Genomic DNA, 17,425 nt, shown 5'->3' with positions numbered 1-17,425 from the left:
CCTACCGACAAGCCCTGACAAGCCTCCACCGGGCAGGAGGCCCTATCCGCGACGCACGCCACAGCTCAGCCGAAGTTTCATCCGCGTCCTGAGCTGGATGCTCGCTACGCCTCCAACCAGCAGAGCCGAGTGGAGAGAACATCCCACTGGTGTCGGCGATGCCCTCGCCGCACGGGAGTCGTCAACGTGGTTCGGTGCTGCTGCCGTTCACAGTTCGCTGCCTCACCTCTGCTGGGCCGACGGCGGGCCGTCACAGAGTGGTTTAGACCACCTGGTCCCATGGCGTCGCATACCGGGATTACTCATCCCGGTCTTCATCGGCGGGCTCGTCCTCCCTCCTCTTCTTCTTCGTCGTCTTCCGCGGCTTCGTACTCGCCGTCATCCTCCGACTCCTCGGCTTCTTCCGCTTCTTCCTCTTCCATCGCTTCGTCGTGCGACATGACGACTTCGCCGTCCCGGATCTCTCCGCGCCAGCCTTCCGGCTCTTCCTCGGTGAGAGTGACGTACCGCTGGAAGTGCTTGAAGTCCAGCCGAACCCGGCGGCCCTGGGCCCGCCACAGATTGCGCTGCCGGGAGCTTCTGCGGCACTGCGGCCGAGCGGGCTCCGGCTCCTCCATCTCCTCCTCCGGCTCTTCCTCTTCCTCGGCTCTTCGTCCTCCTTCTTGCCGAGGCTGGCCGTGCGCTCACGGAGCGTGTCCGCAAGCGTCCCCATGCCGCGATTGGCAGCGGCTGTCACTGCCTTGCGGCCAGCGTCGAGGACCTCACACCCTTCAGCTGGTCCTGCGGCGGAAAGCCAGTGCCTGGTGTTTCGCAGTTCGGAGGCCGGCCGCGGCGTACTGCGCTGAAGGCGAGACCGGACCCAGCGCGTCGAGCTGCCGCTCGACGCCTGCTAGGCCGCGGTTTCTGTGATGAGGACGGCGGCGGTTACCAGGCCCGGGGTGTCACTGGTGGCTGCGTCGACTACCGCTGCCCGGACGGCGCGGGCGACTTCCAGTGGATGGTGTCCGGGGGCGACCGCGAGCTGGACCTCGATGTGTCGGCCGGGTGGATCGTCATGTTGATCCACCTTGACCGGGCGGCTTCCCAGCACGACGGTGAGGCGGGCGACGCCCGGAACGGCCGCCGCGACGTCGGCCAGCTCCGCGATGGGCCCACGCATGGGTCCTGTTCCGGTCACTGGGGGCGAGCTTCGCGCGGCTGCGGCTTCCGGCGGGGGCCTCATGGCCCTCTCCTCGGTCCGCGACCTGACAGCTTCCTCCGGGCCATCGCGGAGATCCGTGACGCGCAGATCAACCGCCACGGCGGCCAGGCCGAGCCGTTCACCGGCCGCGTCGAGCAATGTGCTCCTCAACTGTTCGGCTGCCTGAGGCAGCGGCCGCCCCATGGATGCGGAGAAGGCGGCCTCAATCCTGAGCGGGCCAGGCGGTAGCGCGCTGGCCGGCGGACGGACGGCCGGCTCGGACACGGGCTCGAGCGGTGCCGGCCCGATGCGCAGGGTCTCCAGCCACACGCCGGGAATCTCCGCGGCCGTGCGCCTGAGAGCCCGGCCGGCCGCTTGCTCGGTGATCCACGCCCCGTCGTCGGGCCCGCCGAGCGGGAGCAGCCGGCCCAGGTCGAGCTGGCGCCGTACTGCCTGCATCCACGCCTCAGTTTTCACCGGCCTCTCACCCTCTTCCCTTGCCGCGATTCTCTTCTAGCCCCGCTGAGCCTGAGTGTCCGCAAGGGCTCCCGACAGGGGGCGCTCGTGCCGCTCGCTTGACCACCCTGTCTCATGATCCACCCCTCGGGCAAAAGGTACTAAAACGAATATAATCTGATTAAAGATTGTCAGGTGAGCTCGTTCAGGGAGGAATGACCCGATGACTGAGAACACCGGCGTAAAGCACGGCGGACCGCCCGGTTCTCGCGGCCGGACGACCATCGCCGATGTGGTGGTGGAGAAGATCGCCGGAATGGCGGCAGGGGCCACGCTCGGCGTCCATGCCATGGGCAGTGGATTCGCGCGCTCGATGGGATCCATGCGGGAGCGGATGCCCGGCGCCGGCAGCGGCAAATCCGCCACGCGTGGGGTGAGCGTCGAGGTCGGAGAGGTGCAGGCGGCCATCGATCTGGAGATCGTCGTCGACTACGGCGTCTCGATCACCGACGTGGCCAGTGACGTGCGCGAGAACGTGATTTCCGCTGTGGAGCGGATGGCGGGCCTGGAAGTCGTGGAAGTCAACATCACGGTCAGCGATGTGAAGCTGCCCGACGAGGAGGACGAAGAGGAAGAGCGGCAGCGGGTCCAGTAGCCAAGGCGGAACAGCCTGCTTGAGTGAAGGAGCGCGCGATGAGCAAGGCCGTGGTCGGCTTGATCGCCGGAATGGCACTGGGTTTCGCCGGGTATTTCGGTGGCTTCGGGGCCTTCCTGGTGGTGTTGGCATTGGGTGTTGTCGGACTTGTGGCCGGGCGGTTGATGGAGGGTGACCTGGAACTGGGCGACTTCTTCCGGCCCCGTGACGACCGGAGCCGCGACGACCGGCGACGGGCTCGAGGAGACTGGCGGCAGTGACCAGTGACGCCGATCGTCTTCCGGACAGTCCCCGCGAAGAGCGGGGTGCCATCAGTGTCGCCGACCGGGTCGTTGCGAAGATCGCTTCCCAGGTGGCCCGTGAGGCGCTGAGCCGCTTCACCGAGCCGGACGGACACGTACCGGTGGGCCGCGCGGCACCGCACGTGACGGTGTCCGTGCGGCGGGCACCCGAGCGGAATGCCGCAGAACGCCGTGAGGGCGAGGCCGCCCCTGGGCGTCCAGCCGTGGTCGGCGAAGCAAGGGTACGCATCGCTGTGGAGCTGGGCTATCCGTCCGACATCGGGGCGCAGTGCGCTGCGGTGCGCCGAGAGGTCACCGAACGGCTCAGGACATGGGCAGGCATGGACGTCTCCGACCTCTCTGTGTCGGTCGAGAAGCTGCACTCGGTGCACACGCGGCGCACAGGTCAGGAGAGGGTGAGATGAGCGCAAGCGAGCCCGATCAGAACACCCGGCGGCTGCCGATCGGCGAGGGGGATCCTCCCTCCGATCCCGGACCGGCCGCTTCGGCCGCCGATGATCCCCCGGGCGCGGGCACGACGGCGGCGGTCCAGGAATCGGGCCGGTCGGCGCGCCGGTTCTGGTCTGGGCGGCGGATCCCCGCGGCCGTTGTGGCCCTGCTGTCCATCGCAGCCACTGGACTGCTCCTGTACGACGTGGTCTCGGTGCGGGCAGGCGGGCCTGCGATGCGCTGGCGACGGCGGCTCGCCGAGGAGCTGGCGACACGACCGCTGGATGACATCTGGATGATCGTCGGGGCCGCAGTGGCGATGGCCCTCGGCCTGTGGCTTTTCCTGCTGGCGGTGACGCCGGGACTGCGCAGGCTGCTACCCATGCGGCAGCCCACCGGTACCCCCAGAGCAGATGAGGTCCGCGCCGGGCTCGACCGCCGCGCAGCCGCCCTGCTTCTGCGCGACCGGGCCATGCGCGTGTCCGGTGTCCAATCGGCACGGGTCGATGTCGGCCGCCGGAAGGTCAAAGCCCGGGCACAGGTCCATTTCCGCGATCTCGACGAGGTCCGCGCGGACCTGGGCACTGCGCTGGGCGAAGCCGTGAGGACTTTGGGGCTCGCCCGGCAACCCACGCTGGCCGTGCGCGTCCGGCGCCCGAAGAAAAGCTGAGGTGATCCCGATGATCAAGACAGTGAACCGGGTGCTGCTGGGGTTGCTCGGCGTTGGACTGTTCGCCCTGGGTGGCGGCGTGCTGCTGGGCGGGCTGGATCTTCAGCGCCGCTGGGGTTTCGGCGTGCCGGGCTGGTGGCCCTTCCGGGGGCCGGACGATGTGGTGCTGGGCACCGTGGAACGCACCCGGTGGCGGGAAGAGGGCTGGTGGTGGCCGGCCGTCATCGCGGTGCTCGCCGTCTTGCTGGCGTTGCTGCTGTGGTGGCTTATTGCGCAACTCCGGCACCGGCTGGGCCAAGTCCTCGTCGACAGCGAGGACGGCGCGGCGGCCCAACTCAACGGCCGCGCGCTGGAGGATGTGATCGAAGCAGAATCGCAAGCCCTGGACGGGGTCTTGCGGGCTCGTGTCCGGCTGACGGGTCGGCGTACTGCTCCGTTCGCACGAGTGCGGCTGTGGCTGGAGCCTCCCGCGGAACCGGCGCAGGTCCTGATGCAACTCAACCGGGAAACGCTCGCACACGCACGGGACTCGGCAGGCCTGGACCGCCTCCCGTCGAAGGTGCGACTCCGGGAAGTCCGCCACCGCGCCCACCGCGTCGACTGAGAACTCTTCGCCGCCTACCAGGACGGAATCTCACAGAACTCGCAGGGAGCAGGGCCGCCTCCCGCCCTGGTGCTGCCCTCCCGGATCGCTCCGTGAGCGCGTCGGGTCGTTGGACGGGTTTTCCGGCCGCCGCTCCCAAAAGTCGGCCGCTTTCCACGCGAGCAGATGCAGAGCAGCCAGTCAAAGACGTGTTGTTACGCGGATCAGGTCGGCGACTGTGCGAAGTCGGCTGTGCGGCGCCCAAGCGATCACCGTGGTCACGGGCGGAGCGTCCAGGACCGGCACGGCGGTGAGATCCCGGCGCAGGTCGGTGCTGGCGGACTCGGGCACAATCACCGTGGTACGGCCGAGCGCGATCAGCTGGAAGAGTTGTGTCAGGTTCCGTACCTCGGCCCCTGGCCCCTCCGGGTAGTTGCCGCTGGGATCGGGCCAGCGAGCCATCGGGAGTTCCGGCAATGCGGTGACTTCGGCCATCCGGATCTCGGAGCGGCCGGCAAGTGGGTGAGGGGTGGGCAGGATCGCCACGTGCCCCTCGGCGTACAGGGCGGCGGTGCCGGATTGACGGCGAGGACGAGGCGGGGGCGCCTTTGCACAGCCTGCTGGGTACGCCGCTCGGCTGCGGCCACCGCGCTGAGGATCACGCGCCCTTCGGACAGCAGTACGGCCCCGGCTTCGGTGAGCGTGACCTTGCGGGTGGTGCGCTCCAACAGCATGACCCCGAGCTGCCGTTCGAGCCGGGCGATCGCGCGGGACAGGGGCGGCTGTGCTATCTCCAGACGCTGGGCGGCCCTACCGAAGTGCAGTTCCTCGGCGAGGGCGACGAAGTACCGCAGCTCGCGTATTTTCATGCACGCACCGTACTTCGGCGGACGGTCGATCTATGTCGCTCGGGTATCGGTGCGTTACCGAGGTGGTGTTGGTGCATGGCCGAAGCGCGGCCACGCTCGCTGTCATGAGCAAGGAGACCATCGCGCTGGTCACCGGCGCGAACAAGGGAATCGGGTACGAGATCGCGGCAGGGCCGGGTGCATTGGGCTGGAGCGTCGGTGTCGGCGCCCGGGACGAGGAGCGCGGGAAGGACGCCCTGGCGAAACTGCGCGCGGCGGGTGTCGACGCGTTCGGCGTGCCCTTGGACGTGACCGACGACGCGAGCGTGACCGCCGCGGCGCAGCTGATCGAGCAGCGGGCGGGACGCCTTGACGTCCTGGTCAACCACGCCGGTGTCGCAAGTGGTTGGCCGGAGGCGCCCACGACCCTCGACCCGGAGACCGTGCGACGGCTGGTGGAGACCAACGTCATCGGCATCATCCGGGTCACCAACGCGATGCAGCCGCTGCTGCACCGCTCGGCACACCCGCGGATCGTCAACCAGTCCAGCCATGTCGGCTCTCTGGCCCTGCAGACCACGCCCGGTGTCGACCTCGGCGGGATCAGTGGGGCGTACGCGCCGACGAAGACCTACCTCAACGCCGTCACCATCCAGTACGCCAAGGAGCTGAGCGGTGCCAACATTTTGATCAACAACGCCTGCCCCGGCCACGTGGCCACCGACCTCAATGGGTTCAGCGGTACTCAGACCCCTGAGCAGGGCGCGGCGATCGCCATCCGGTCGGCGGCTCTTCCCGACAACGGCCCCACTGGTCAGATGTTCGACGACAACGGAGTCGTGCCATGGTGATGGTCTGATGTGTTCTGCTCGACTGACCCGCGGCTCAGGGCGCCCCGCCATTGCCGTGTGAGCAGCCGTTCCCTATGGCCTGAGCGTGTTTTTTCGCCTCCGGCTCGAACGACGGCCCGTACACAGCGGTGCCGTTGGTGTTCCGCGTCGCCTGGCCGGAGGAACTCCCCGGCCGTGCTGGCCCTGCCTCCCCCCGTTGCCCCAATGCCCACCGGACCCTGCTTTGGTATCCGGCGAGCCGAATGCCCTTCTCGGACAGGTGAGCCCAGAGTCCGGTACGGCTGTGGAAAGTGCCGTACCGGACAGATGGGGATCAGGCCTCGCGGGAGCCGTCGTACATCCCCTCGATGACCTCGGCGTACTCGCGCTCCACGACAGGCCGCTTGACTTTGAGGCTCGGGGTGAGTTCACCGTGCTCGATGTCGAGGTCGCGCGACAGCACCGAGAACTTCTTGATTGTCTGCCACCGTTGCAGGTCGCCGTTGACCCGCTGAACGAAGCCGTCGATCAGCTCGTGGACCTGTGGCGAGGAGACGACCTCGGCGTAGCTGCGGCCGCCGAGGCCGTGAGACGCCGCCCAGGGCATGATCACGGTCTCGTCCAGGGTGATCAGGGCGCTGCAGAAGTTGCGGCCGTTGCCGATGACCAGGATGTTGCTGACGAACGGGCAGACGGCCTTGAAGCGGCCTTCGATCTCGGTGGGCGCCACGTACTTGCCGCCCGAGGTCTTGAACACGTCCTTCTTGCGGTCGGTGATCCGGACGAAGCCGTCCTTGTCCATCTCGCCGATGTCGCCGGTGTGCAACCAGCCGTCACTCTCCAGCACCTCTGCGGTCTTCTCGGGGAGGTTGTGGTAGCCGCGCATGATGCCGGGGCCCCGCAACAGGATCTCGCCGTCCTCGGCGATGCGGACCTCGGTGCCGGGCAGCGGTGTGCCGACCGTGCCGACCCGGTTGTCGTCGGCGGGGTTGACGATGCAGCCCGCGCTGGTCTCGGTCAGACCGTAGCCCTCGAGGACGTGCACGCCGGCGCCGGAGAAGAAGTAGCCGATATCGGGGGCGAGTGCGGCACTGCCCGAAACGCTGGCGCGCAGATTGCCTCCGAAGGCCGCGCGGATCTTGCCGTACACCAGCCTGTCAGCGATGGCGTGCTGCAACGCGAGCGACAGAGGCACGCTGCGTCTTCCGGTTGCCGCCATGCTCTGCTGCCCGGCCCTGGCATAGTCGCGGGCGACCTTCGCCGCCCAGAGGAAGATCTTGTACTTGGCGCCGCCCTCGGCTCTCGCCTTTCCCGCGATGCCGTTGTAGACCTTCTCGAAGATCCGCGGGGCGGACGCCATCAGGGTGGGGCGTACGGCGGGCAGGTTGGTGATGATGCGGTCGACCCGCCCGTCCACCGCCAACACGTGGCCGGTCCTGATCTGACCGGAGATCAGAGCCTTGCCGAAGACGTGGGACAGCGGCAGCCACAGGAACTGCACATCGTCGGAGCGCAGCAGTCCGCCGGCCTCCTGTGCCACGGCCTGGTAGGACCAGCAGTCGTGCACCAGGCGCACGCCCTTCGGTCGGCCGGTGGTGCCGGAGGTGTAGATCAGGGTGGCGAGTTGCTCCGGGCCGATTGCCCGGACCGTCTTCTCCATCGCGTCCGGGTGCTCTTCGAGGTACGCCGTGCCCCGCTTTTCCAGCTCAGCGAGGGACAGCACCTCCAGCCCCTCCACCTGCGGGATGTCCGCCTCAGGGTCGAAGAGGATCGCGTGGCCGAGCTCGGGCAGGCGGTCGACGTGGGCGACCACCTTGGCCAGCTGGGCGGCGTTCTCGACGAAGATCGCCCGGCTGCCGGAGTCGGAGAGGATGTACACCGTCTCGTCGGCATTGGTGCTGGGGTAGACAGCGGTGGCGGCCGCGCCCGCGCACATGACGCCCAGGTCGGCCAGGATCCACTCCACTCGGGTGGAGGAGGAGATCGCCACCCTTTCCTGGGGCTGCAGTCCGAGGGCAAGCAGGCCGGCTGCAATCGCCGTGACGCGCTCAGCGGTCTGCGCCCATGTCAGCGAGCGCCACTGCTCGGTTCCGGGAGCGCCGTCGGCGGCCGACGCGGGATAGCGGTAAGCCTCCCGGTCGGGTGTGGCCTCGACTCTCGAGAGAAAGAGGTGCGCCACGGAAGCCGGGCGATTTTCAAGAGGGGACTGCGCGGAACTCACATTGACCTCCGGGCCCGGGTGCGCCGCGCCCATCAAACGACTTGTTAACTGACAGGTAACTCGCAAGCAGTGGTCAGAGTAGGGGGTGAGCCCGCCGACGCGTAAGGGAGGAAGACGCTGCACAAGCCGCAATGTCGAACCTTGGGCACGCGCACAAGGAGCCTCCCTCGCCGGAGCTCCGGCGCCTCGGCGACATGCGAGTGACCCTCTGGCGTGGTAGCCGAGTACAGGGCGATGACAGGGGCCGGGGACACCTGTCCGGCATCGACAGACTGGTCTTCACGCCGCCGGTCTGGCTGTGGACGTCGGCCATCGGCCTGTAAGGCGAGGACGTCGGCCTGCGCTGGCAGGCGTTCCTGCGCAGATTCGATTGTCGGACACCGCAGTTGCCGCGCTGCTCTCCGAAGCCGAACTGGCGAACATGCTGGTGCTCGGATCGGGCAGGTACGGGGCTATCACCGGAAGCCTGCTCGGTTCCTACGGCCAGCAGGTCATCGCGGCATCTCCGTGCCCCGTAGTCTCCGTCCGCGCCCCCGGCGGGGGCGAGGATGAGACACAAGGCGGCGAAATCGTCGTAGGCCAGCAAGGCGACGCCGAGGACAATGACCACGTACTCCAGTTCGCCTTCGAGGCCGCCGCCCCACGCGGCGCAACACTGCGAGCGGTGCGAGCCTGCCGCCCATCTTCGCCTACAGCCCCGGATTGATGCGCCTCGCCGACGAAGCCGGAGGTCTCGACCGTTCGAGAAGAAAGCACTGGAGCACGCGCTGAAGCCATGGCGGGAGAGGTACCCCATCGTCACGGTGATCCCGCACGTGGAAATCGGAAGCTCCGGACAAGTGCTGCTTTCGGCCGCCACCCGGGCACAGTTACTCGTCCTTGGCCGCCGGGTACGCCGCTCCCCGATCGGTGGCCGTATCGGACCCGCGGCTCACGCCGCTCTGCACCACGCCGCCTGCCCCATAGCAGTGGTGCCGCACCCCTGAAAGCCGATCGCCGCTGCCGATGACCAACCTGGCAGTACGGGGATGGATGACGCGCAACAGCCTGGACCACGGTGCGAGATGGTGCCTTGGGGTGACCTGTTGGCCCCCGGCCTCGTTGTACCGGCGACAACGTCTAGCCCGTCGGCAATGGGCGTGTTTGGCACCATCTGTCCGGGGGCGCTTTGGCAAGGAGTTGGCCCCGGGCAGGCGGCGCCTGCGTACGAACCGGGAGCGGCACTGAGCCCGGTCCGTACTCGTGGGCCAGACGCTCCTCAAACTCGGTCAGGACCAGATTCCGCACCGGACGCAAGGTCTTTGGTGCAACCCCGCGCACGCCCCACCGGGACTGCAAGCCTCCTCGCGCGAGCGACGGCTGGCGCATGCTCTACGGGCTCCCCTCAGGCGATCGCCCCGAAGCACATACAGTCGGGGCGACAAACAGCTCGCCGGCCGCGGCCCCGCTTCTGCCCACCGGCCGGCCTCCGAGCACGGCGGGATCGCGTGGAGCGGGCCCCCAGGGCGCTGGATGCGGGCCCGCCCCATGCCGTGCCTCACGGCAGGGAGCAGGAAGCCGCGCTCCACCCCGGGCTCGACCACCCGCGGACCGTCAACCTGCGCGAAGACATCGTGTGCCGGGCGCTGGATTCGTGGATCGCCCGGGCCTTCCCACCGGACCGGCTCGCCGCCACCATCACCGCACTCAACCACGCGCACATCGCAGCGAGCACCGCAGAGACGCTGACACCCGAGCAGGCACAACGAGACAAGGAAGCCGCACAGAAGAAGATCGACACGCTGCCCGCTGTTACCCGGACGACGCAGCAACCGCTCACCGCCGACCAGATCCGGGCGATGACCGAGAGACTTGGCGACGTCACACAGCACGTCCACGCCGCCGACGCCGACATGACAGGCCCCCTCTACGAAGCCCTCGGCATCACCATCACCTACGAAAACGCCACGAGGACCGCGACCGTCAGGTCGAGGCCCTCGCATCCGTATCGCTATAGCGAGTGTCCGAGGGCCGATTCGACCACCAACGATACGGTCGTGATCGCGCAAGGGCGGCTCGAGCTGCAATGTCCACCGAGTGGGTCCATTGCCTCATGGTGAGAACGGACGCGCAGTCCACCACCGCACCGGTCTCCAAGTGTCCACCAGACGTTGGAGTCTCCGGTTCCTTACCTGGCCAGAGCTGGCGCGTGGGCCCGTCTACACGAAGCGGTCCTGCACCGCCCGCCGCGGTCTCGACGACGCCAGCCGCACGTCTTGTGCGTTGAGCGTTGCACCGGCGCCCGACAGTGGCGTCATGAGGCGAGCAGGACACGACTTCAGCGCAGTTGGCCAAGACGTGTCACATTCAGGCATATCGGGCGGGCGAGTGACTGGGCGGCCGCCGCGCGATTGCCATCGAACAAGAAGCAGCTCCCGCCGGCGCGTGCCGACGGGAGCCGATTCTCTATCTCACTGAAAGATCATTTCGCATCACCCGAACGGGGCGATGCAGGCCAGTCCCCGGGGTAAAGGTTGACGACCTTCCTGGGAATCACCGACCGGAGTAGGGGGATAGTCTCAGTGATCGATTCCAGTTCGTACAGGGATCGGAGGAATGCCCGAAAGTCAGACTCACAGAAGTTCGAGAGGCCATGAATCGCCAGAACGAGCGGGGACTCGTCGGCCTCCACCACGTCCGCATAGCAGTCGAGAAAGGCGTCCCAGTTCTCCCCGTAGTATTCCGGAAATTTGTACGCCTTTCCAAGCAGTACGAGGAGATCGTCCTCCGTGGTGACATCGCTCGCATCAACCTCAAGAAAGGTGACACCTACATCATTGAATTCGTCTCGAATCCGCAGGTATTCATCCCTTGAAATAAGATACGGACGCTCGCCGATGCTCGCCACGTCGAGATCTTCCCAGCGAGCCACCCTTCGCCGTGCCGCAATCACATAGGGGTCATCCGTGCCAGAGGGAGCCGACCTCAGCAGCTCCCACTTCCCCTTCGCTCCGCTACTTGCCATACCGGCCACAGCCGCACCCCTCTCGAATAAGTGTCCATGAACCCGGCTTATAGTGAGGCGTATACCAAACCTCACCCTTCCCCCCGATGACGAGACGACCCATGCCGCTCCGCCTTCCGCCGGGCTCGGTCGGCCAGACATCCATCTCGGTCCAGTAACCGAAAGGCTTATCGCTTCCGCCACCAGGAATGTTTTTCCCTCGGTACACACCGATATTGCCTGGGACACCGCCCTGGCGCCGCAGCGGGCGAGGCGTCGATCGACCAACCCACCACGCGTCGCGGGAACGTGTCAGGACGACCGCGCAGTACACCTTGCCCTCCAGGGTGGGGTGCTCGGTGATGTCCGTGACCGCCTGTGGTTCGAGTACCCGGTCGGCCGCCAGCTGGGACGCGTGCAGGCTGGCCCAGAGCTGACCAACACCGCCCCCCCGCGGCTACACCGGCTCCAGCGTCTGGCACCGCGACCATTTGCCCCCTTCCTGCGGGAACGACGCGGCACACATCGTGGCCGAGCCGGCGTCGAACGCCGTGCTCCACTGCCGCGTCCGGGGCCGGGACTTCCGCCTGACCCTGAAGCTGCACGAGGACGGCAGCCTGCGGATCGAAGTGACCGATGCCGGGTGGCGGGGCGACCGGATCCCGCGCATCCCGGCCCCGGGCACGGGGTGCACGCCACGGGAGGCGGGCGGGTTTCATGGCATCCGGCTTGCGCTTTCGCATGATCCGGACCCCGCCGCACGGAGCATACGCGGGCTACCCTGGAAAGGGGCTTTTCAACGCTCGCCGGGTAACCCTACTGGGCCGTCCTGGAAGAGGGAGCGCCATGACGGGAGCGTACGAGGCCGCCGGGCGCGTGATCGCCGGGCGCTACCAGCTCCAACGTCGGCTCGGCGCCGGCGGCAGGGGACGGGTGTGGCAGGCGTATGACCAGCGACTGGCGTGCGAGGTCGCGCTCAAGGAGGTCGTCCTGCCGCCGGACATTCCAGAACAAGAGGTGAGGGCCCGGATCACGAGGGCCCGCGGCGAAGCGCAGCACGCTGCACGGTTGCGCAACCACCCCCATGTGGTCACTGTGTACGACATCGTGGAGGCCGATGGCCTGCCGTGGATCGTCATGGAATTCGTTCCCGGCGCCATGGACCTGAACGCGGTGGTGTGCGAGCGGGGGCCGCTGCCGCCTGCCGACGTCGCCCAGATCGGGCTGGCGGTTCTCGACGCACTGCAGGAGGGTCACCGGCTCGGCATCCTGCACCGGGACGTCAAGCCGGCCAACGTCCTGCTGACCCACCCCGGCCCGCAGCCGTCCCACCCTGCGGAGGGCGGCCAGGTGTTGCTGATCGACTACGGCATCTCGCTGGAGCCGAGCTCCGGAGAGACCCGCCTGACCGCCACCTTGGATCTCATTGGTACCCCGGGCTTCATGGCCCCGGAACGGGCCCACGGCGAACCCACCCCGGCCGGCGACCTGTTCTCACTCGGTGCCACCCTGTATTTCGCGCTCGAGGGGACCGGCCCCTTCGACCGCGACTCCGCCATCACCACGCTGAGCGCCGTACTGTCCGAGTTTCCCGTCCCGCCGCGCCGGGCAGCGGAGCTGACCCCGGTCCTCCTCGGGCTGCTGGCCAAGGACCCAGAGCAGCGGATGAGCGGCGACGAGGCCGCTCAGCGGCTCACCCCCATCGCCGCCCAGCCCCACCCATCCCATTCGGAGCCACCGTCTCTTCCCTCGGTCATGCCGTCGGCCGAGCCGGAGCAACCGACCGAAACCATGCCGCCGTGCTCCCCGGAGCCGGCCCCGCTGACCGAGCTCCTGCCACCAGCCGAGCCGGAGGAACCGTCCGGCACGCCCCTGGAATCGCCGCCGCCTAAAGGTGACGAGGCCCGGCCGCGGCCGCGCCTGCCGCGGCCCAGGCGCTGGCGCTGGCGCTGGCGCTGGCGGGCCAGGTTCATTGCGGGGGTGGTGGCGGTGGCGCTGGCCGTGGGGGGTGTCGGCATCTACCTGGCGCAGTCCGGCTCCTCTGGTCCTGAACCAGTGCCCTCGATCCGGGTCGGCGACTCCCCGCAGGGGGTGGCGATGTCCCTGGATGGGCGCCGGGGCTACGTGGCCAACCTGGGCTCGGGATCGGTGTCGGTGATCAACACCCTCACGAACCGCACCGAGGACCACCCCATCCGCGTCGGCAAAAACCCTCGGGATGTGGCGGTGTCCCCGGATAGGCGCCAGGTCTACGTGACCAACTACGGCTCGGACTCGGTGTCGGTGATCGACACCCTCACGAACCGCGTGGACCGCACCATCCCCGTCGGCTCCACCCCGGCGGGCGTGACGGTGTCCCGGGATGGGCGCTGGGTCTACGTGACCTTGAGCCGCTCGGGCTCGGTGCGCGGCTCGGTGTCGGTGATCGACACCCTCACGAACCGCGTGGACCGCACCATCCCCGTAGGCAAAGACCCGCAGGGGGTGGCGGTGTCCCCGGATAGGCGCCAGGTCTACGTGACCAACTACGGCTCGGATTCGGTGTCGGTGATCGACACCCTCACGAACCGCGTGGACCGCACCATCCCCGTAGGCAAGGTCCCGGTGGGGGTGGCGGTGTCCCCGGATAAGCGCCAGGTCTACGTGACCAACCTCTACTCGGACTCCGTGTCGGTGATCGACACCGCGACGAACCGCGTGGACATCACCATCCCTGTCGGCCGCGGCCCGCGGGGGGTGGCGGTGTCGCCGGACAGGCGCTGGGTCTACGTGGCCAACAACTACGAAGGCTCAGTGTCGGTGATCGACACCGCGACGAACCGCGTGGACCGCACCTTCCCCGTCGGCCACGGCCCGCTGGGGGTAGCGGTGTCGCCGGACAGCCATCGACGCCAGGTCTACGTGTCCAACTTCGTCTCGGACTCGGTGTCGGTAATACCGTTCGGGAAGATGTCTGACAACTCAGGACTGCGCCCGGCAGATTCGGCGGGACCAGCAGTATGGCCGTCCGCCCAGAAAGGAAACGTCTCCCTCAGAAGCGCGACTGACCCACACAGGGGTTGGCGCGATCTTTGGCCGGTGGACTGCTCGGCGGCGGTCCCGGGACGGCGTTCGGCCGGGTGCAGGCCAAGGCGGTGACGGCCTGGGTAGTTCGCTGTCCGCGGGCAGGAGCCGGTGTTCGGCGATGTCGGTATGCAAGAGGTGCGCCAGGACCTTGGCGTCCAGGCGGTCGGCCGTTCTTGCGGCTCAGGGCTTAGCGATCGCGGCAGTGGGCGATCAGCGGGTTGATGGCGTAGAGGGACTGGCTCCTCAAGTCCTATTGTTGCAGGTCAGGGCGCTTCTCGGGTTTGTGATCAAACCTTGGTGAAAGTGTGAGACCACTGGTCGGTGACCACACCAGGCCTGGTGAAAACGCGAGGTTAGCGGTGGTTGCCTCACGTCATGGCGGGGTGCAGCCCGGCGGATCCCAGACGAGCCTGCCGTCCTCGATGTGGTTGCCCGTACAGGGCTCGTGTGGTGCCGCGTTCGACGATTCCGCCGTGGCCTTCGTTGTCTGAGGCACTGCCTCGGCGCTTGCCACGCCCACCGTTCCGGCGAGCAGCACAGCCGCGCAAGACGCGCCGACAAGATGTCGGAGGGGCCGCCAGACGCTTGTCTCCACGATGATCTCCTCTTGGGGGTGGATGGGCTGCTTACCCATCAGCGTGGGAGGTCGGAGATGATGGCGTCAACGCCCATAGCGGACTTGTCGCAGTATTGGGACATTTCATAGCATTGACGACTCTCCGTAGAACTTACCCTTCGTCTTGGAGACCCCTCCCAGCCCCTTAACCTCGGCGTTTAGGTTGGGGTGGTGGGAGACCGTTGATCGTCTGCTGTCGGGTGGGCGTGGGATTGTCGTTGCTTGGGCAGGGTGGAGTCCCGGCGCGGGGATTGGGTTCTCCTATGTCCTTCGGGTCGTGGGCGGTCAGGTGTTTGCTGGTCAGCCGGCGGGACGGGGCAGTGCCGCGAGGCGGTGGAAAGCCCTGGCCAGTTCGTGTCTCCAGGTGCCAGGTCGCCGACATCCACAAGCGCAGGCGCCTACCACGTGCAGCAGCCGATAGCGGAGCTTGCTCGGCTCGGCAGTGGCCAGCTCCGGTTCAGCAGCAGGACACGCATCCAGGCCAGCAGGCCGATCGCCGCGAGACTGAGTTCGAGCCACGCAGCGGTTGTACGGCCCGCTGACCCCGCTCCGCGCATCCGGCCATCTTGGGAGCCGCATTTCGCCGGTTCCCCGGACTGACCGCCTCAGTCCCGAAGTCGGTCGAGCGCTTCCCCGATGCTCAGGTCGGCGTCGCGTGCGCCCTCCCAGTGGGAAAGGACGGCGACCGTGGCGCGCATGAGATCGTCCGGCAGGTCGGCCTCTGCGGCCTCCTCCATCTCCGGAGCCCAGCGCCAGGCGCGTGAAGCTGCCTTGGGGATGAAGTGAGGCTCTGTGAGGTAGCTGCCCGAGCGTTGTCCGGCGAGGTCGAGGAGATCAGGGGGCCGGCGTGGCCCGCTTCGGCGCGCCGTGTGCTCAGCGCTTGATGATCCGGTCGAGGGTCTCGGCCAGCGCGGCCTTGACCGCCTCGCGGTGGTGAAGGGCCACCGGTTCGATCGCCGCGGCCGGGGTTTCGTCACGCGACGTGCTGAACAGGGAGCGCGCGCATGCCCCTCCCCCGCGGCCCGCCCGGGGTGGAGGCTGGACGCCCCGGGACGGTTCTCGCCATGGCTCGATTAGAGGTCGGGTGGCCCGGGGAATTCTCACCCCCGGGCTCCCACAGAACCGTGCGTAAAGTCTCCCGTTACACGGCTTGGTTGCAGGCGGGTGATCCCGAGCCAGCAGTTGTGGGCCCTCTTGAACGCCCGGAGCCGTCGGTACTTCTTGCGGATCCAGCGCATCAAGTAGGTGTTGATGCGCTGGAGGAGGGGATGCAGCAAGGTGCGGTAGTACGCGCCGTAGTGCTGCATCCAGCCGCGCACGAAACGTCATGTGCATCCGCATGTGAAGCCGCCAGGAGCGGACTTCTCTGCTGATCAACTACAAGATCCTGCGTGACTGCCGACAGCGCGGCGACAGCCTCCACCATGCAGTCCGAGCCGTCGCCCGCATGCACAACCTCGCCCTTGCCGCATGATCAGAAGACTCGAGACAGGACCCTGACCTGCCAGAACACCGACTTCTGCAACACGCTTTAAGGCCAGTTCGTGCGTCCCCATGCAACAAGTTTGGACATGCCGGGGCCGCCGGCTGCGACGTTGATGGGGCCCATGTCCTCGTCTTCCGCCTGGTAACCGGATTGAACCGCGGTTATGCGGGGCTGGCCCTCACCGAAGAAGGCGAACAGCGGGCCGCCAGAGTTGCCTTTGGTGGTGTCGCCGTAATGCTCGATTTCGAGGCCTCCATTGATGTCGTCGTCGGTGTCTTCGACCGCGATGAAGCCCTGGAGGCTGGCTCCTAGGAACCACATGTTGACCGGATAACCCATGTTGTTCCAGAACCCCTGACCGTTCCAGGCAGGGTTGTAGGTCTTGGTGCCGAAGTGACCGAGTCGATCCACTGTTCCAAGCGGTTCGTAGAGTCGGCAGATGGCCCAGTCGTACCCCGCCGAGTCGCCGCCCAGGAGATCCGGGTTGTAGCCCCGCACGTCCGATACGTAGGACTGGACGCCGGCACCGTGGAGGGACTGGCCATTGTAGTACGCGGGCACGAAACGCATCCACCACTCTTCGGATTGCCATGGCACAACATGGCCGGCCGTGAGGACAAGGCGGTCACCGACGAGCGCCCCTGAACCGTGGTTCCCCTCGTTGTTAACGATTTTCCCTACATTGCCCCAGGGGAAGCTTGTTTCGGCCAGATCTGACCGGTTCTCAGGGGGAAAGAGGGCTTCCGGCTGAACCATGCCGCCCCTGAGTCGCCGGATCGGCGTTTCTCTGCGGCTGGGAAGCAAGCGCGGCACATAGAACAGGTCGAGCCACTCGGGACGGCAGGCACGCAAATCCAAGTCAGGATCGATCTCGGACAACAGCTCTTCCGGGAGGCTGCGCATAGCTGTCTTGCCGGGCAGGGCAACGTCGCCTTCCGGCCCGACGTGCACGTCGACACGCCACAGATTTTCCCCGGCCCCATCAATGCGGCGGACCTCTGGCTCTGGGGGGCTTTCATCGGCGATGACGTGGATGCGCTTGCGGTTGGCGAGCTCAATCATGGCCGGGGGCGGTTCGCCGGTTCCCAGACTGGGTCGCA

The 17,425-nt window shown here is 67.4% G+C and carries 14 protein-coding genes and 5 pseudogenes; 11 read left to right on the top strand and 8 right to left on the bottom strand.

Annotation, left to right across the window (positions count from 1 at the left end; translation table 11 throughout):
• Window positions 1-298 precede the first annotated feature (298 nt).
• A pseudogene (locus ABZ208_RS03810) lies at window positions 299-563 on the bottom strand (cyclase); the annotation flags it as partial.
• A gap of 326 nt (window positions 564-889) precedes the next feature.
• Complete coding sequence (locus tag ABZ208_RS03805) at window positions 890-1,639, bottom strand: hypothetical protein (RefSeq protein ID WP_356907960.1); 750 nt, start codon at window positions 1,637-1,639, stop codon at window positions 890-892.
• A 220-nt stretch (window positions 1,640-1,859) separates the two neighbouring features.
• On the opposite strand from ABZ208_RS03805, the gene ABZ208_RS03800 reads away from it, so the two are divergent.
• The 5 genes from ABZ208_RS03800 to amaP are packed head-to-tail and all read left to right on the top strand — an operon-like array spanning window position 1,860 to window position 4,296.
• Window positions 1,860-2,291, top strand: a complete 432-nt coding sequence (locus ABZ208_RS03800; protein WP_356907945.1) for an Asp23/Gls24 family envelope stress response protein — start codon at window positions 1,860-1,862, stop codon at window positions 2,289-2,291.
• A gap of 38 nt (window positions 2,292-2,329) precedes the next feature.
• On the top strand, window positions 2,330-2,551 hold the full coding sequence (locus tag ABZ208_RS03795; RefSeq protein WP_356907944.1) for a hypothetical protein: 222 nt from the start codon (window positions 2,330-2,332) through the stop codon (window positions 2,549-2,551).
• Window positions 2,548-2,997 carry an Asp23/Gls24 family envelope stress response protein gene (locus tag ABZ208_RS03790; protein ID WP_356907943.1) on the top strand — a complete coding sequence of 150 codons (450 nt, stop codon included), beginning with the start codon at window positions 2,548-2,550 and terminating at the stop codon, window positions 2,995-2,997. Before ABZ208_RS03795 ends, ABZ208_RS03790 begins: the two co-directional genes overlap by 4 nt.
• On the top strand, window positions 2,994-3,692 hold the full coding sequence (locus ABZ208_RS03785) for a DUF6286 domain-containing protein (protein WP_356907942.1): 699 nt from the start codon (window positions 2,994-2,996) through the stop codon (window positions 3,690-3,692). The genes ABZ208_RS03790 and ABZ208_RS03785 overlap by 4 nt, the downstream gene beginning before the upstream one ends.
• A 10-nt stretch (window positions 3,693-3,702) precedes the next feature.
• Complete coding sequence (gene amaP / locus ABZ208_RS03780; protein WP_356907941.1) at window positions 3,703-4,296, top strand: alkaline shock response membrane anchor protein AmaP; 594 nt, start codon at window positions 3,703-3,705, stop codon at window positions 4,294-4,296.
• A gap of 180 nt (window positions 4,297-4,476) precedes the next feature.
• Here the strand turns inward: amaP and ABZ208_RS03775 are convergent.
• A pseudogene (locus ABZ208_RS03775) lies at window positions 4,477-5,144 on the bottom strand (LysR family transcriptional regulator).
• Between the two features lie 104 nt (window positions 5,145-5,248).
• Between ABZ208_RS03775 and ABZ208_RS03770 the strand changes: the two are divergent.
• Window positions 5,249-5,974 carry an SDR family NAD(P)-dependent oxidoreductase gene (locus tag ABZ208_RS03770; RefSeq protein WP_356907940.1) on the top strand — a complete coding sequence of 242 codons (726 nt, stop codon included), beginning with the start codon at window positions 5,249-5,251 and terminating at the stop codon, window positions 5,972-5,974.
• Window positions 5,975-6,287: 313 nt separating this feature from the next.
• Here ABZ208_RS03770 and ABZ208_RS03765 read toward each other — a convergent pair whose 3' ends face one another.
• Entirely contained in the window at window positions 6,288-8,174 is a 1,887-nt protein-coding gene (locus ABZ208_RS03765; RefSeq protein WP_356907939.1) for a long-chain fatty acid--CoA ligase, read from the bottom strand.
• A gap of 376 nt (window positions 8,175-8,550) precedes the next feature.
• On the opposite strand from ABZ208_RS03765, the pseudogene ABZ208_RS03760 reads away from it, so the two are divergent.
• Both ABZ208_RS03760 and ABZ208_RS03755 read left to right on the top strand, forming a co-directional pair.
• Window positions 8,551-9,160 (top strand): annotated as a pseudogene (locus tag ABZ208_RS03760) (universal stress protein); the annotation flags it as partial.
• Between the two features lie 501 nt (window positions 9,161-9,661).
• The gene (locus tag ABZ208_RS03755) at window positions 9,662-10,273 is read left to right on the top strand and encodes a hypothetical protein (protein ID WP_356907938.1); all 612 of its coding nucleotides are present in this window, start codon (window positions 9,662-9,664) and stop codon (window positions 10,271-10,273) included.
• Between the two features lie 362 nt (window positions 10,274-10,635).
• Here ABZ208_RS03755 and ABZ208_RS03750 read toward each other — a convergent pair whose 3' ends face one another.
• Window positions 10,636-11,178, bottom strand: coding sequence for a barstar family protein (locus ABZ208_RS03750; protein WP_356907959.1), 543 nt, complete (start codon window positions 11,176-11,178; stop codon window positions 10,636-10,638).
• Between the two features lie 494 nt (window positions 11,179-11,672).
• On the opposite strand from ABZ208_RS03750, the pseudogene ABZ208_RS03745 reads away from it, so the two are divergent.
• Both ABZ208_RS03745 and ABZ208_RS03740 read left to right on the top strand, forming a co-directional pair.
• Window positions 11,673-11,843, top strand: a pseudogene (locus tag ABZ208_RS03745) (ATP-binding protein); the annotation flags it as partial.
• Window positions 11,844-12,003: 160 nt separating this feature from the next.
• Window positions 12,004-14,295, top strand: a complete 2,292-nt coding sequence (locus ABZ208_RS03740; RefSeq protein ID WP_356907937.1) for a cytochrome D1 domain-containing protein — start codon at window positions 12,004-12,006, stop codon at window positions 14,293-14,295.
• Between the two features lie 1,149 nt (window positions 14,296-15,444).
• Here the strand turns inward: ABZ208_RS03740 and ABZ208_RS03735 are convergent.
• Window positions 15,445-15,816 carry a DUF1932 domain-containing protein gene (locus ABZ208_RS03735; protein ID WP_356907936.1) on the bottom strand — a complete coding sequence of 124 codons (372 nt, stop codon included), beginning with the start codon at window positions 15,814-15,816 and terminating at the stop codon, window positions 15,445-15,447.
• A 123-nt stretch (window positions 15,817-15,939) separates the two neighbouring features.
• Window positions 15,940-16,146 (bottom strand): hypothetical protein, encoded by a 207-nt coding sequence (locus ABZ208_RS03730; protein ID WP_356907958.1) that lies wholly within the window; start codon window positions 16,144-16,146, stop codon window positions 15,940-15,942.
• A 71-nt stretch (window positions 16,147-16,217) separates the two neighbouring features.
• Between ABZ208_RS03730 and ABZ208_RS03725 the strand changes: the two are divergent.
• Window positions 16,218-16,313, top strand: a pseudogene (locus tag ABZ208_RS03725) (IS5/IS1182 family transposase); the annotation flags it as partial.
• Between the two features lie 57 nt (window positions 16,314-16,370).
• Here the strand turns inward: ABZ208_RS03725 and ABZ208_RS03720 are convergent.
• Window positions 16,371-17,387: a trypsin-like peptidase domain-containing protein gene (locus ABZ208_RS03720; RefSeq protein WP_356907935.1), complete on the bottom strand. Its 1,017-nt coding sequence runs from the start codon at window positions 17,385-17,387 to the stop codon at window positions 16,371-16,373.
• Window positions 17,388-17,425: the final 38 nt, after the last annotated feature.

The organism is Streptomyces sp. NPDC006208 (assembly GCF_040613775.1).
Lineage (GTDB): Bacteria > Actinomycetota > Actinomycetes > Streptomycetales > Streptomycetaceae > Streptomyces.
The sequence above is the reverse complement of the archived record's forward strand: the minus strand, read 5'-3'. Positions and strand labels throughout refer to the sequence as shown.

What these genes read in the sequence shown, in the direction of transcription:
- ABZ208_RS03740 (WP_356907937.1), top strand. Translation starts at nt 12,004, where the DNA reads ATGACGGGAGCGTACGAGGCCGCCGGGCGCGTGATCGCCGGGCGCTAC.
- ABZ208_RS03720 (WP_356907935.1), bottom strand. Translation starts at nt 17,387, where the DNA reads ATGATTGAGCTCGCCAACCGCAAGCGCATCCACGTCATCGCCGATGAA.
- ABZ208_RS03730 (WP_356907958.1), bottom strand. Translation starts at nt 16,146, where the DNA reads ATGCAGCACTACGGCGCGTACTACCGCACCTTGCTGCATCCCCTCCTC.
- ABZ208_RS03795 (WP_356907944.1), top strand. Translation starts at nt 2,330, where the DNA reads ATGAGCAAGGCCGTGGTCGGCTTGATCGCCGGAATGGCACTGGGTTTC.
- ABZ208_RS03770 (WP_356907940.1), top strand. Translation starts at nt 5,249, where the DNA reads ATGAGCAAGGAGACCATCGCGCTGGTCACCGGCGCGAACAAGGGAATC.
- ABZ208_RS03750 (WP_356907959.1), bottom strand. Translation starts at nt 11,178, where the DNA reads ATGGCAAGTAGCGGAGCGAAGGGGAAGTGGGAGCTGCTGAGGTCGGCT.
- ABZ208_RS03785 (WP_356907942.1), top strand. Translation starts at nt 2,994, where the DNA reads ATGAGCGCAAGCGAGCCCGATCAGAACACCCGGCGGCTGCCGATCGGC.
- amaP (WP_356907941.1), top strand. Translation starts at nt 3,703, where the DNA reads ATGATCAAGACAGTGAACCGGGTGCTGCTGGGGTTGCTCGGCGTTGGA.
- ABZ208_RS03805 (WP_356907960.1), bottom strand. Translation starts at nt 1,639, where the DNA reads ATGCAGGCAGTACGGCGCCAGCTCGACCTGGGCCGGCTGCTCCCGCTC.
- ABZ208_RS03800 (WP_356907945.1), top strand. Translation starts at nt 1,860, where the DNA reads ATGACTGAGAACACCGGCGTAAAGCACGGCGGACCGCCCGGTTCTCGC.